Source organism: Desulfurobacterium sp. (assembly GCF_027028515.1).
Lineage (GTDB): Bacteria > Aquificota > Aquificia > Desulfurobacteriales > Desulfurobacteriaceae > Desulfurobacterium_A.
Map to the genome: position 1 here is coordinate 19,816 of NZ_JALVIW010000053.1, position 13,749 is coordinate 33,564.

Annotated in this window: 14 protein-coding genes; all 14 read left to right on the plus strand. The window is 40.6% G+C overall.

Annotated features, from left to right (window positions below; all coding sequences use genetic code 11):
- Window positions 1–5 precede the first annotated feature (5 nt).
- Entirely contained in the window at window positions 6–1,523 is a 1,518-nt protein-coding gene (gene murJ / locus MV676_RS04885) for a murein biosynthesis integral membrane protein MurJ (protein ID WP_297445641.1), read from the plus strand.
- A complete protein-coding gene (gene lgt, locus MV676_RS04890; RefSeq protein WP_297445642.1) occupies window positions 1,524–2,282 on the plus strand; it encodes a prolipoprotein diacylglyceryl transferase in 759 nt (252 codons plus the stop codon).
- A gap of 39 nt (window positions 2,283–2,321) precedes the next feature.
- A complete protein-coding gene (locus tag MV676_RS04895) occupies window positions 2,322–3,239 on the plus strand; it encodes a branched-chain amino acid transaminase (protein WP_297445643.1) in 918 nt (305 codons plus the stop codon).
- A gap of 117 nt (window positions 3,240–3,356) precedes the next feature.
- Window positions 3,357–4,199 carry a nitrilase-related carbon-nitrogen hydrolase gene (locus MV676_RS04900; RefSeq protein ID WP_297445644.1) on the plus strand — a complete coding sequence of 281 codons (843 nt, stop codon included), beginning with the start codon at window positions 3,357–3,359 and terminating at the stop codon, window positions 4,197–4,199.
- Window positions 4,196–5,035: an NAD+ synthase gene (locus MV676_RS04905; RefSeq protein WP_022846869.1), complete on the plus strand. Its 840-nt coding sequence runs from the start codon at window positions 4,196–4,198 to the stop codon at window positions 5,033–5,035. Before MV676_RS04900 ends, MV676_RS04905 begins: the two co-directional genes overlap by 4 nt.
- Before the next feature lie 2 nt (window positions 5,036–5,037).
- Complete coding sequence (locus MV676_RS04910; protein WP_297445645.1) at window positions 5,038–6,429, plus strand: TldD/PmbA family protein; 1,392 nt, start codon at window positions 5,038–5,040, stop codon at window positions 6,427–6,429.
- Window positions 6,430–6,494: 65 nt separating this feature from the next.
- On the plus strand, window positions 6,495–6,692 hold the full coding sequence (gene rpmI, locus MV676_RS04915) for a 50S ribosomal protein L35 (RefSeq protein WP_022846871.1): 198 nt from the start codon (window positions 6,495–6,497) through the stop codon (window positions 6,690–6,692).
- A gap of 58 nt (window positions 6,693–6,750) precedes the next feature.
- Window positions 6,751–7,098, plus strand: coding sequence for a 50S ribosomal protein L20 (gene rplT, locus MV676_RS04920; RefSeq protein WP_022846872.1), 348 nt, complete (start codon window positions 6,751–6,753; stop codon window positions 7,096–7,098).
- 57 nt (window positions 7,099–7,155) lie between these two features.
- Window positions 7,156–8,190: a phenylalanine--tRNA ligase subunit alpha gene (pheS, locus tag MV676_RS04925; protein ID WP_297445646.1), complete on the plus strand. Its 1,035-nt coding sequence runs from the start codon at window positions 7,156–7,158 to the stop codon at window positions 8,188–8,190.
- Window positions 8,187–10,574, plus strand: coding sequence for a phenylalanine--tRNA ligase subunit beta (pheT, locus tag MV676_RS04930; protein ID WP_297445647.1), 2,388 nt, complete (start codon window positions 8,187–8,189; stop codon window positions 10,572–10,574). The genes pheS and pheT overlap by 4 nt, the downstream gene beginning before the upstream one ends.
- Before the next feature lie 13 nt (window positions 10,575–10,587).
- Complete coding sequence (locus MV676_RS04935; protein ID WP_297445648.1) at window positions 10,588–10,887, plus strand: cell division protein ZapA; 300 nt, start codon at window positions 10,588–10,590, stop codon at window positions 10,885–10,887.
- Between the two features lie 35 nt (window positions 10,888–10,922).
- Window positions 10,923–11,486 carry a 5-formyltetrahydrofolate cyclo-ligase gene (locus MV676_RS04940; RefSeq protein WP_297445649.1) on the plus strand — a complete coding sequence of 188 codons (564 nt, stop codon included), beginning with the start codon at window positions 10,923–10,925 and terminating at the stop codon, window positions 11,484–11,486.
- Complete coding sequence (gene rny / locus MV676_RS04945) at window positions 11,474–13,147, plus strand: ribonuclease Y (protein ID WP_022846877.1); 1,674 nt, start codon at window positions 11,474–11,476, stop codon at window positions 13,145–13,147. The genes MV676_RS04940 and rny overlap by 13 nt, the downstream gene beginning before the upstream one ends.
- An 11-nt stretch (window positions 13,148–13,158) precedes the next feature.
- Window positions 13,159–13,749, plus strand: a 591-nt coding sequence (locus MV676_RS04950; protein WP_297445650.1) for an Hsp33 family molecular chaperone HslO, incomplete at its 3' end; no start/stop codon positions are given.

Genomic DNA, 13,749 nt, shown 5'->3' on the forward strand with positions numbered 1-13,749 from the left:
CTATTATGCCAAAAAACAAAAGCATAGGAAAATCGTTTCTAATTGTAGCATTATCCATCCTTTCAAGCAGGGTTTTTGGACTGCTGAGAGACGTCGTTATAGCATCGACTTTTGGTGCAGGAAGAACAACCGACGTGTTTTTTGTAGCTTTCAGAATCCCCAACATGTTAAGAAGGGTATTTGCAGAGGGTGCCTTTAGCTCAGCTTTCACACCAGCATTTGCCAAAAAACTTCAGATAAGTAAGGAAGAGGCCGTAAAATTTGCATCAAGATTTTTTTTCATCCTGTCCATCTCACTACTGACGGTTGTAATCATAGGTGAAATCTTCACCCCACTAATAATAAAAATTATAGCTCCAGGCTTCTCGGGAGATATTGAAAAACTTGCTATATCCCTTACAAGAGAAATGTTTCCATACATACTTTTAGTAAGCCTCGTGGCTTTTTTCGGTGGAATACTAAATGGATATGAGCACTTCTTCGCCCCGGCATTTTCGACAGTTCTCTTCAACATATCGCTTATACTGTGTGCCATATTTTTTAAGAACCAACTTAACATCCATGCTTTAGCCTTAGGCGTTGTTATAGGTGGCTTTCTTCAAGTGCTTCTCCAGCTATACTTCCTCAGAAGAGAAGCATTTATCCCAAGACCTATTCCGGGAATAGATGAAGATGTTAAAAAAGCTTTAAAAAACATCATACCGGGGATATTCGGCTTTGGTGTGAGACAACTTTCCATGTTGGCAGACACAATTATCGCTTCATTTTTAGCAGCCGGTGCCATATCATACCTCTACTACGCAAACAGGTTTGTTCAACTTCCCCTTGGAATATTTGCAATAGGTCTATCCCAGGTACTCCTTCCAAAACTTGCGAAAACGTTTAAAGACGAAGACGCCTTCAGATATAACCTGACAACAGGATTAACGCTATGCGCAATGATAATAATACCTTCTACTATTGGACTTCTCTTTTTTGGTAAACCATTAATTGACATCGTGTTTCACCACGGAAAATTTACAACAGCAGATCTAAACGCAACATACTACGTCTTATGCGGATATGGAATAGGGCTCCTTTTTTATTCTTTTGAAAAGATCCTGGTCAACGCTTTTTACTCTCTTGACAATTACAGCTATCCTGTCAAAGTTGGCGCCGCTACGCTCGTTTTCAACATAGTCGCCAACATCATTCTCTGTTTTGGACTAAAGTTAGGTGCTGCAGGGTTAGCGCTCGGTACGGCAATGACCTCTCTTTTAAATGTTCTGTTTCTTGTCCGAAAACTCGAAAAAAACGTCTCTTTCATAGAAAACTGGATTAAAGAAAACTTAAGGTATTTACTCTTATCCCTTCCCATAATTCCAGTTGCAATTTATGGAACAAAAACATACTTTCAGTTTGCATCACCGCTACTCAAAATAGCAACAATATCTGCAACCATCGTAGTTGCAGTGATTATCTATTTTGCAACGCTGCTTTTGGCAGGCGATAGGATAGCGATGAAACTTTTAAGGAGGCAGTAAATGCATCCAATCCTTTTTAAGATAGGACCCTTCACCATTTATACATTTGGTGTAATGGTAGCAATCGGCATCATCTGTGGATACTTCATTCTAATAAAACTTGGAGAACAGGAAGGAATAAACAAGGATGACCTTTCCGATCTTATGATCTGGACGGTCATTTCCGGCTTCATCGGCGCAAGAATTTTCTTTTTTCTATACAATCCCCAATATCTCCATCCTGTATGGCGGATATTCTACTTCTGGGAAGGAGGACTCGTCTGGTACGGTGGCTTCCTCTTCGGTTTTATAACAGCGCTATATTTGGCCAAGAAAAAGAACATTCCCATATGGAAGACGGCCGATATTGCAGTAATAGCAGGTGAAGTGGGACTTGGGTTTGGAAGGATAGGCTGTACTATGGCAGGATGCTGCTACGGTAAAGTATGCCATTCCCGGTTCGCCCTCGTATTCAGAGATCCTCACTCTGCCGCTCCTCTCAATGTTCCTTTGTATCCAACGGAACCTATCTCTTCAGCAGCAAATTTTCTTATAGCAGCTGTACTTTACTTCCTCTACAGAAAGAGAAAATCACCCGGAGAAATATTTGGATTTTATTTCATTTTTTACGGTATTTTTAGATTTCTAATAGAGTTCTGGAGAGCCACACCAAAAGAGTTCTTTGGAACATTAAGCAATAACCAGATAATGAGCATTTTTATGGTAATTCTTGGAACGGGTCTGATAATATATAGAAGGAAAGCCTGTAAAAAAGTATAATTGATTTCTCAAGGAAAATTTCAAAGCTGGAGGAGAAAGATGGCTCAACGCTACGCCTACTTTGAGGGGAAATTCGTTCCAATAGAGGAAGCAAACATAAACATTCAAACCAACTCTTTTCATTACGGAACAGCCGTCTTTGAAGGCATTAGAGCATACTGGAACGAAGAGAAGCAACAGCTTTTCGGCCTATTTTTCAAAGAACACTACGAAAGAATGCTTGCAAACTGTAAAATCCTGAACTTCCAGGTAGATAAAACTGTTGATGAACTCGTTGAAATAACCGTAAAGCTTTTAAGAAAATGCGAACATAGAGAAAACGTTTACATAAGACCTATCGTTTATTTTCCAAACCTTCAGATTTCTCCAAAACTTATAGGATACGATACAGAACTTGCAATATACACCGTTCCTCTTGGTGACTATCTTGATACAAAAAAAGGATTAAAGGTAATTACCTCTTCTTTCCACAGAATAAACGATTCCATGATTCCTGCAAGGTGCAAAGTTGCCGGTGCCTACGTTAACAGCGCATTTGCAAAAACAGAAGCCATAAGGGCAGGTGCAGATGAAGCCATAATGCTTAATCCAGATGGAACGGTAGCAGAGGGGAGTGCCGAAAATCTCTTTATCATAAGAAACAGCGTTGCAATAACTACACCGTCATACAGCAACATTCTTGAAGGTATAACGAGAAACGCCATAATAAAACTTCTGAAAGAAGAGCTTAACGTTCCCGTCGAAGTCAGACCAATGTTAAGAAGCGAACTTTACATAGCCGATGAAGCGTTCTTCACGGGAACAGGAGCACAGGTTGCACCAATTGCCGAAATAGACGGAAGAGTCATAGGAAATGGAGAAATCGGCGAAATAACATCAAAACTTCAGGACCTTTACTTTAACATTGTTAAAGGAAACATTAGCAAGTACAGCGACTGGCTTATTCCAATATACTAACTAACATGAAACGGGGGATTTCCCCCGTTTCAATCTTTTCACACTTATTCACATTGAAATTGCCCTGCATCTGCCTTAAAATAGTCCTGTAATTCAATTAATAATCAGGTGGTGATTATGAAAGTTGCCGTTGTTCAGATAAATACCGTTCTTGGAAACCTGGAAAAGAACATAGAGAAAATCTGCCAATTCACCGAAAAATGCATAGAAAAAGGTGTAAGCATCTGCCTTTTTCCGGAACTTTCCATAACGGGCTACTACCTTCAGGACATAACATCTGAAATAGCTATAAAGCCGGATGATGAAAGATTATCACCACTAAAAAAGCTAAGCAAGCACATCGGTATAATAGTCGGCGGCATTGAAGAATCTGAAGAACACATTCTCTACAACTCCGCATTTTTCATAGAAGATGAAAAGGTAAAGCACATACACCGTAAAGTTTACCTTCCAACCTACGGAATGTTTGACGAAGCACGTTTTGTCGGTGCAGGTAAAACGTTTAGAACTTTCACTGCGTGTGGTTTCAAATCAACAATCCTCATATGTGAAGACTGCTGGCACTTTTCTTCAATTTACCTTCCGTTTTTAGAAGGAACAAAACTTATATTTGTCCAGTCTGCAAGTCCTGGAAGAGGTTACAGAGAAAACCGTATGTTTGGAAACGCAAGAGTCTGGAAGAACATGGGTGAATTCTACTCCCGCCTCACCGCTTCCTACTTTATATATGCAAACAGAGTTGGTGTAGAGGACGGCTTCATTTTTTCCGGCAACTCTTTTATATGTGACCCCTACGGAAACATCGTAAACGAAGGTTCACCATTTGAAGAAGAAATCATTATCGCAGACATTGAACCATCTCTTATACGCTCTGCAAGAATAAGTCTTCCTCTCCTTAGAGACGAAAAACCATGGATTATTGAAAAAGAACTAAAAGCCTTTCTGGAAGAAAAAAAATGAAAGAGAAACTTGTAGAAATTCTGAAAATAGAAGACAAAGAGTTTATCGTAAACGTTCTTGTAAACTTTATTAGACAGGAAATAGAAAAGGCAGGCTTTAAAAAAGCGATAATTGGCGTAAGCGGTGGTGTTGATTCCGCCCTTTCAGCCTTCCTTACTGTAAAAGCTCTTGGCAAAGAAAACGTTATACTTATATCAATGCCTTACAAAACAAGCGCAAAAGCTTCAATTGAAGATGCAAGATTGGTGGGGCAGATTCTTGGTGCAGAATTTCACGAAATAGATATAACACCTCAAATCGATGCGTACTTCCAGCGATTTCCCGAAGCATCAAGACTCCGCCGCGGCAACAAAATGGCAAGGGAAAGAATGTCTATTCTTTACGATTTTGCATACGATAACAGAGCCCTTGTCGTTGGGACAAGCAACAAAAGTGAACTTCTTATAGGATACTCCACAAGGTGGGGAGACAGTGCACACGATCTGAATCCTATTGGAGACCTTTACAAAACCCAAATATGGGAATTGGCAGAATATATTGGTGTTCCTGAAAGAATCGTAAAAAAGAAACCGTCAGCAGACCTCTGGCCGGGACAGACTGACGAAGGAGAAATCGGATTTTCATATCACCTTCTTGACCAGATACTGGTAGCATACGTTGACCTGAAAATTAAGAAGGAAGAAATTATAGGCTTCGGATACGAACCTGAAATCGTTGAAAAAGTGATGAAGATGATTCAACATTCACAGTACAAACGGAAACTGCCTATCATATGTAAAATTGCACAGAGGACAGTAGATAAAGACTTCCTCTACTTTAGAGACTGGGGGATATAGTTATGCTGGTTGACTTCAAGGAACTTGGTGAATTTGGCGTCAAAGAGCTGCTGAAACGCGGAGCCGACTTTGCCGACCTTTTCTTTGAAAAAAAGTTTACTTTTACCGCAAAATGTGAAGAAAATCGCATTGAAAACATCTCCAACGGAATAGAAATAGGCGTTGGAATCAGAATGATAAAAAACTGGAAGACCTACTACGGTTTCACAAATGAAATAACGCAGAAATCCATACTCTCCGTCATAGAGAACTTGGCGGTGGCGGCCGCTGCTGAAAAAGAGATATCCCTTAATATGACAGTAAAAGAGAAAAGATACCCTGAAATTGTTGACGGTGAAACTGATTTTACAATACCTGTTGAAGAAAAGATTATGCTTTTAAGGAGAGCAAACTACAGGGCAAGAGAGTGTGGCGACAGAGTCAAACAGGTTACGGCTGTTCTCAAAGATTCTATTCAAGAGGTAGTTATTGTTAACTCTTTAGGTAAAATTGTTGAAGACATAAGGCCAAGAGTTGTTTTTTATGTATTGGTGGTCGCTTCTGACGGCAGAACCCTTCAAACAGGATACGAACCTGTAGGACACCTCGGTGACTACTCTATCTTTGAAAGAATAACACCTGAAGACATTGCACTGAAAGCAGCTGAAAGAGCCATAAAAATGCTGTCAGCAAAACCTGCACCTGCCGGGACATTTCCGGTAGTTATATCATCAAAAGCTGGTGGAACAATGGTTCACGAAGCTGTCGGACACGGCCTTGAAGCAGATCTTGCAAATCAGGGACTCTCTGTATATTCTGGCAAAATTGGTGAAAAAGTTGCGTCTGACCTTGTAACTGTAATCGACGATGGAACACTCAAAGGAAAATATGGCTCATCTGGATACGATGACGAAGGTGAAGCAACCACAAGAAACATCTTAATAGAAAATGGAATCCTGAAAGGATTTATGTACGACCACCTTCAAGCCTCAAAAGCAGGACATCATCCAACAGGTAACGGAAGAAGAGAATCTTACATGCATGTGCCTATCCCAAGAATGACAAACACTTTCATAGCACCTGGCCACGACGATCCTGAAGATATTATAAGCGACACAAAAGAAGGCATCTTAGTCGTGAAAATGGGAGGCGGTCAGGTTAACACAATAAACGGCGACTTTGTATTTGAAATCTCTGAAGGCTACATGATAGAAAACGGAAAGGTAACATATCCAATAAAAGGTGCATCCCTTATAGGAAATGGACCTGCCGTTCTCCAAAATATAGACGCCGTTGGAAACGACTTAGGATTTGCTATAGGAACGTGTGGAAAAGACGGGCAAGGCGTACCAGTTTCAGACGCTCTACCAACAATCAGGATAAAAGAGATGACCGTAGGCGGAACTAAAAACTGAGACTTGAAATATCAACTCAAGGGTATATAATTACTACCGTTTAACTTCCGAAGGAGGCAATTGGCATGCCAAAGATTAAAACACGCAGGTCAGCAGCCAAGAGAGTAAAGGTAACTGCTACCGGAAAGGTAAAGCACTGGCATCCTAACAAGGGCCACATCCTCACCAAGAAAAGCAGAAAGAGAAAGAGAAGACTCAGAAAGGCAGACTACCTTACAGGTGCTCAGGCTGCAAACTACAAAGAGTTAGTGCTCTACAAGTAAGTGATGCAACCGGGCATAAGCCTGAAGGCGCCCGTAGCTCGCTAAAAGGAGGAAAGATATGAGAGTAAAGACAAGCCCAAGAAGGTACAGAAGGAAAAAGCTCAAAAAGCTCACAAAAGGGTATTTCGGTGCCAAGCACAAGCTTTACAGAACAATGAAAATCCAGGTAATGAAATCTCTCTTCTACGCTTACAGACACAGGAGAGAAAGAAAGAGAGAATTTAGAAGACTCTGGATTGCAAGAATTAACGCAGCAGTCAGACAGTTTGGTCTAAACTACAGCAGATTCATCAACGGTCTTAAAAAAGCCGGCATAGAACTTGATAGAAAGGTACTTGCAGATATCGCAGTTAGGGACCCGGAAGGATTTAAGGCTCTTGTTGAAAAAGTTAAAGCAGCTCTTTAAGATTTGGTGGGGAAGGGTCCTTCCCCCCTTTAAACTTCATACAGGATAGAGGGGAAAATGAACCTTGAAACACTCGAAAAACTCAAATCAAAATTCATAGAAGAACTTTCAAAAATAGAAAATCTCAAAAGCCTTGACGAACTTAGAGTAAAATACATCGGAAGGAAAGGAGAAGTTACATCGCTCCTCAAAAGAATTCCGGAACTGCCACCGGAAGAGAGAAAATCTTTTGGAAAAGCATGCAACGAACTCAAAAAAGAAGTTGAAACGCTATTGCAAAACCGCATAAAAGAACTAAAAGCAAGAGAGAAAGAGGAAAAGCTCAAAAAGGAATTTATAGATATAACACTCCCTGGAAGAAGAATCCCCTCTGGAGCACTTCACCCAATAACAAAAACCTTATCAGAAATAACAAAAATATTTACATCTATGGGATTTGCTATCGCCAGCGGTCCAGAAATAGAAACAGACTTTTACAACTTTGAAGCTCTCAATATACCTAAAGGACATCCTGCAAGAGAGATGCAGGACACCTTCTACATAAAAGAAGAGGTGGTTTTAAGAACCCACACATCACCTGTGCAAATTAGAGTCATGGAATCAACAAATCCTCCAATTCAGATAATAGCACCCGGTAAGGTTTATAGAAAAGACGCAGACCTTACACACACCCCCATGTTCCATCAGGTTGAAGGACTTATGGTTGATACATCAGTAACATTTGCAGACCTAAAAGGTGTTCTTGAACTTTTCTTGAGAGAATTCTTCGGTTCTGAAACAAAAGTTAGATTTAGACCAAGCTTCTTTCCATTTACAGAACCAAGTGCCGAAGTGGATATTGGCTGTGTAATATGCGGTGGCAAAGGCTGTAAAGTATGTAAAGGAACAGGGTGGCTTGAAGTCCTTGGCTGTGGAATGGTCGACCCTGCAGTGTTCAAGGCAGTAAACATCGATCCCGAAATTTACCAGGGATTCGCTTTTGGAATGGGCATTGAAAGACTTACAATGCTCAAATACGGAATAGACGATTTAAGACTTTTCTTTGAAAACGACTTAAGATTCATAAAACAGTTCAAAGGGTTGGAAGTATGAGAATAACGTACAACTGGTTAAAAGAGTTCATAGATATTGAAGACCTATCTCCGCAGGAAGTTGCGGACATTATGACAGACATAGGTATAGAGGTTGATTCTGTTACCTATGCAGGAAAAGATATAGAAAAGGTCGTTATAGGTAAAATACTAACCATTGAAAAGCATCCAAACGCTGACAAGTTAAAAATCTGTCAGGTAGATGTTGGAGACACCGTTCTTCAAATCGTAACAGGTGCCGATAACATATTTGAAGGCGCTGTTATCCCTGTAGCCCTTCACGGTTCAAAGCTTCCAATAGGTATAAGAATCAAAAAAAGCAAACTCAGAGGCGTTGAATCAAACGGAATGCTCTGCTCAGAGGAAGAACTTGGACTTACTACCCATTCCGAAGGGATAATGATCCTTCCCGAAGATGCAGGACTTCAGATCGGGGAAGATGCGGTAAAAGCTTTAGGACTTGATGACTGGATAATAGAATACGAAATAACAACCAACCGTCCAGATGCTCTAAGTGTGCTTGGCATTGCAAGAGAACTTAAAAGCGTATTGGGCAGAGAAATTGTACTGCCGGAGACTTCTTTCTCAACCATTGATGAAAATGCTTCAGACGCTCTTACACTTTCAGTGAAGGACGAAGTTGCCTGCCCAAGGTACGACGGTTTTGTTGCAAGAAACGTAAAAGTTAAACAATCACCTCTCTTCATGCAGATGAGGCTTCACAAGGTTGGATTAAAACCCATAAACAACGTTGTTGACATAACAAACTACGTTCTCTACGAATTAGGTCAGCCAATGCATGCTTTTGATGCCGACAAACTAACTGAAAACACAATCATTGTTAGAAGGGCAAAGGACGGTGAAACAATCGTAACGCTTGACGGAATTGAGAGAAAACTCACTTCAGAAGACTTAGTAATAGCAGACGCGGAAAGACCTGTGGCCCTTGCAGGCATAATGGGCGGGGAAGATTCAGGTGTTACATTCAACACCGACAGAATTGTTCTTGAAAGTGCACATTTTGAACCGCTAACAATCAGGAAAACAGCAAAAAGGTTGGGTATCTCAACTGACGCCTCTTACAGATTTGAAAGAGGTGCGGACATAGAAGCAACAATCTTTGCAGCTGAAAGGGCACTTCACCTCCTTCAAAAATTCGCAGATGCCGAAATCTACTCTGGAAAAGTGGAATTCTATCCAAAACCTTACACACCTAAAGTCATCGTTTTCAATCCGGAGAAAGTTAAAAAGCTTATTGGAGTTGATATTCCACCGAGAAAATCCTTTGAAATCCTTAACTCCTTGGGTTTCCCTGTTAAGAAAGAACAGGACTACATTATCGTAAAAGTGCCGTCCTGGAGAAAGTACGACGTCTCAAGGGAAATAGACCTTATAGAAGAGGTTGTCCGCATCTACGGAATGAAAAAGATAGAAAGCACCTATCCGCTTTTACATTCTAACGTAGAAAGGCCCCGTAGATTTGACAACATAATGAAAACAAAAGAGTTCCTATCCGCAAAAGGATTGAACGAAGCGATAAACTACAGTTTCATCGGAAAGAAACTTTACGACGCGTTCGGTCTTGATTTTGAAAACCTTATCAAAATATCCAACCCTCTGTCAGAAGAATGGGTTGGAATGAGAGGCCTTTTAACTCCTTCACTTGTTAACAACTGCGTTCAAAATGTTAAAAGAAACGAAAAAAACGTGGCCCTATTTGAAGTTTCTGTTGTATTTGAAAACGTTGGGAAAGAACTTCCTGATGAAAAATTGCACGCAGCTTTCCTGCTGTCAGGAAAACTTCCTGAAGGAATTTACAGTGAAAGGGAAGTTGATTTCTACGACATTAAAGGAATAGCAGAAGAACTTATAGAATACTTTGGTCTAAAAGCTGAATTTGAAAGGTCAGAAGAGAAATTTCTCCACCCGGGACAATCTGCAAACATCGTAATAAATGGTGAAAAAGCAGGATTTATAGGCAGAATTCATCCTGATATTGAAGAGAACATGGGGATAAAACAACCTGTTTTTGCAGGTGAAATAGTTCTTGAAAAGCTTTTTGAACTTGCAGGCAAGGAAAAGAAAAGCTTTAAAAAACTTCCTAAATTCCCACCTGTAACAAGAGATATAGCTGTTTTGGTAGACAGGGAAATACCCGCATCAAAAGTTGAAGAGATTATTAAAAAAGCAGCTGGAAAACTTCTTGAAAAGATAAAACTGTTTGACGTTTATGAAGGAGAAAACATTCCAGAGGGCAAAAAAAGCTTAGCATTCTCACTTACTTTCAGGTCACCTCAAAAAACATTGTCAGATGAGGAAGTTTCTCGTATAATAGGTAAAGTAGTTAAAAAACTCAGTGAGTCCAACATTACCATAAGGGCATAAGAGGAAGTGGAAAGTGGCAAATTTGCCAAACACAGTTGACATAATTATCTCCGGCAGGAGATTTACCATAAGGACAGACAAAGATCCTGAGTACGTAAGGCATCTTGGTATTAAACTTGAGAAGATGCTGGATCGTATAAGAGCTGGCAACCATCGTATAACCTATGACAAAGCTTTAATAATAGCCTGTCTTTACCTGCTTGATGAGAATGAATCTCTCAGAGAACAGATAAGGGATCTTGGCATTGAAATTCAGCGATTGCATGAAGAAGGTGCCAAGATTCTAATCAACTCAAGAAAAATAGCGCCTTAACTTTTCCCTTCCCCTTATGCCCCGAAAGGGGTAACATGAAAGCGAAGAAAGCAGCATTAAGGCATAAGATAAAAGGGAAACGGCTATTACTTGACAGGAAAGAAGCCGAAGCAAAAAGTAAAATTATATGTGAAAAGCTTTTAACCATTGATGCTGTCAGAAAGCACAGAAGCTTTCTTCTCTACTATCCCTTCAAAAACGAGGTTTCGCTACTTTCACTCTTCAACGAACTTAAAAAAGCCGGCAAATCTGTGCTATTTCCAAAAGTTTCTGGAAAAGAGTTGATACCGGTAAAGGTCAACTCTTTAAACGAACTCTCTCCTGGATACATGGGAATTTTAGAACCACCTGAAACAGGTAGAAAAGAAAAGCCAGAAGTTGTGTTTGTACCGGGAATTGCCTTTGACCTTCAATGCTACAGACTCGGTTACGGAGGTGGATTCTACGACCGTTTTCTGTCAGGAAAAGAATACTTCACAATCGGTGTCTGCTTCGACTTCCAGATAGTTGAAAAACTTCCTGTTGAACCGTTTGATGTACCTGTAAAACTTGTAGTATCCGAAAAAAGAACAATAAGGAGGAAAGAATGGAACTGTTAATGATAGTTGCACTATCAATCATCGCCGGTTTTGGTACCGGTTTCGTAGTAGGTGCAAAAAAAGAAAAGGGCGAGATCGAAAGAATCAGAGAACAGATAAGAAATGAAGCCAAAGAAGAGGCTGAAAGGCTAATAAAAAGGGCTAAAGAAGAGGCCGAAGACATAAAAAGAAAGGCAGAAACAATCCTTAAAGAAGCCCAATCAAAGGTAGATGAAATCAGAAGAGAAGCGCTCCTTCACGCAAAAGAGAAAGTCCAACTTGAGAAAGAGAGAATAGAAGAAGAACTCAAAGAAAAGAAAAGGGAGCTTCAGGAATTTGAGAAAAGACTTTTAAAGAGGGAAGAATTTTTAGACAAGAGGGAAACATCTCTTGACAAGAGGGAAGAAAACCTTGACAGAAGGGCTGAATTTCTTGAAAGAGTTGAAAAAGAGCTGGAAGAGAGGAAAACTGAACTTCAACAGTTGGAGGAAAAACTTTCAGAAAAAGAAATTGAACTTGCAAGACTTATAGAAAGTGAAATCCAGAAACTTGAAGAAATTTCAGGAATGACAAAGGAAGAAGCAGAAGAAGAACTTTTAAGAAGAATGGAAGATGAAGTCAAAAGAGAACTTGCAGTAAGATACAAAAAAATGGAAGAAGAGTTTGAATTCATGGCAGAAAGGCGTGCCAGAAGGATTCTCTCAACAGCCATACAGAGACTTGCAACAGAACACGTCGCAGAAACAACCGTTGCTGTAGTTGACCTTCCAAACAACGAAATGAAAGGAAGAATCATCGGTAGAGAGGGAAGAAACATCCGAGCCTTTGAACTTGCAACAGGCGTTGACCTGATCATTGACGATACACCAGAAGCGGTTGCAATATCATGCTTTGACCCTGTAAGGAGAGAAGTTGCCAGGATAGCACTTGAAAGGCTTGTAGCAGACGGTAGAATTCATCCTGCGAGAATTGAAGAAGTTGTAGAAAAGGTTAGAGAAGAGATAGAACAGGAAATCATCGCCACAGGGGAAGAAACACTGTTTGAACTTGGTATCTCTAACGTCCATCCTGAACTGATTAAACTCCTTGGTAGTTTGAAATTCAGAACAAGCTATGGACAAAACGTCCTTCAGCACGTTAAAGAGGTTGCATATCTTGCCTCTATGCTTGCCGCCGAAATAGGTGCTGATGTTGAAATGGCAAAGAGAGCAGGCCTGTTCCACGACATAGGAAAAGCTGTTTCTCATGAAACAGAAGGTTCCCATGCTGCTGTAGGTGCAGAGATTCTCAAAAGGTACGGTGAACCTGACGAAGTAATCAACGCAGCCGCTTCCCACCACGGAGAGGTTGAAGCAAAGTATGTTGAAGCAGTCTTAGCACAGGTGGGAGACGCACTATCCGCTGCAAGACCTGGTGCAAGAAGAGAAAGCCTTGAAGCCTACATCAAGAGAATAGAGAAGCTTGAAAGCATCGCTGAATCATTCCCTGGCGTTTCAAAGGCATTTGCGATACAGGCAGGTAGAGAAGTTAGAATCATGGTAGAACATGATAAGATTACAGACGAAGAAGCTGCCCTGCTTGCCCATCAGATAGCAAAGAGGATAGAAGAAGAGGTTCAGTATCCTGGGCAGATTAAAATAACTGTTATCAGAGAAACCCGTGCTGTCGATTACGCAAAGTAAAGAGGTAAAAGATGCTCAAGAAGCTGGACGAACAGGTAAAGAAAGACTTTAAAGAATACTTCCAGGATAGAGACTACGGCGTAATAGCCGTAACGGAAGAGGATGCGATAAGAGTCTTCGCAATAAAAACAACAAACCTAACAGAGATAGCCCGTCTAAAACACGGGCTATCTCCACTTTCAACGGTAGTTTTAGGTAGAGCAATGGCAGGCACAATACTCCTTACAACGCTTATAAAACATGGAACGGAACAGAGAATCCTTTTAAGAATAGAAGGTAATGGCCCTGCAGGTCTTGTTGTAGCTGAAGCAAACGGAAAAGGCGAAGTCAGAGGATTCATTCAGAATAAACAGATAGAAACAGCTACAAAAACTGTCAACGGAAAGAAAAAGTTTGACGTTAGAAGTGCTGTGGGAAAGGGAACGCTAACGGTTGTAAAAGATCTGGGATTGAAAACACCTTACGAAAGCTCCGTCCCTCTCATATCAGGGGAAATAGCAGAAGACATAGCTTACTACCTTTTAAAATCTGAGCAGATACCTTCAGCAGTCTCATTAGGTGTCCTTATCGGAAAAGACGGAAAAGTCAAAGCAGCTGGCGGA

What these genes read in the sequence shown, in the direction of transcription:
- MV676_RS04900 (WP_297445644.1), top strand. Translation starts at nt 3,357, where the DNA reads ATGAAAGTTGCCGTTGTTCAGATAAATACCGTTCTTGGAAACCTGGAA.
- murJ (WP_297445641.1), top strand. Translation starts at nt 6, where the DNA reads ATGCCAAAAAACAAAAGCATAGGAAAATCGTTTCTAATTGTAGCATTA.
- rplT (WP_022846872.1), top strand. Translation starts at nt 6,751, where the DNA reads ATGAGAGTAAAGACAAGCCCAAGAAGGTACAGAAGGAAAAAGCTCAAA.
- MV676_RS04895 (WP_297445643.1), top strand. Translation starts at nt 2,322, where the DNA reads ATGGCTCAACGCTACGCCTACTTTGAGGGGAAATTCGTTCCAATAGAG.
- MV676_RS04905 (WP_022846869.1), top strand. Translation starts at nt 4,196, where the DNA reads ATGAAAGAGAAACTTGTAGAAATTCTGAAAATAGAAGACAAAGAGTTT.
- pheS (WP_297445646.1), top strand. Translation starts at nt 7,156, where the DNA reads ATGAACCTTGAAACACTCGAAAAACTCAAATCAAAATTCATAGAAGAA.
- MV676_RS04910 (WP_297445645.1), top strand. Translation starts at nt 5,038, where the DNA reads ATGCTGGTTGACTTCAAGGAACTTGGTGAATTTGGCGTCAAAGAGCTG.
- rpmI (WP_022846871.1), top strand. Translation starts at nt 6,495, where the DNA reads ATGCCAAAGATTAAAACACGCAGGTCAGCAGCCAAGAGAGTAAAGGTA.
- MV676_RS04940 (WP_297445649.1), top strand. Translation starts at nt 10,923, where the DNA reads ATGAAAGCGAAGAAAGCAGCATTAAGGCATAAGATAAAAGGGAAACGG.
- lgt (WP_297445642.1), top strand. Translation starts at nt 1,524, where the DNA reads ATGCATCCAATCCTTTTTAAGATAGGACCCTTCACCATTTATACATTT.
- rny (WP_022846877.1), top strand. Translation starts at nt 11,474, where the DNA reads ATGGAACTGTTAATGATAGTTGCACTATCAATCATCGCCGGTTTTGGT.
- pheT (WP_297445647.1), top strand. Translation starts at nt 8,187, where the DNA reads ATGAGAATAACGTACAACTGGTTAAAAGAGTTCATAGATATTGAAGAC.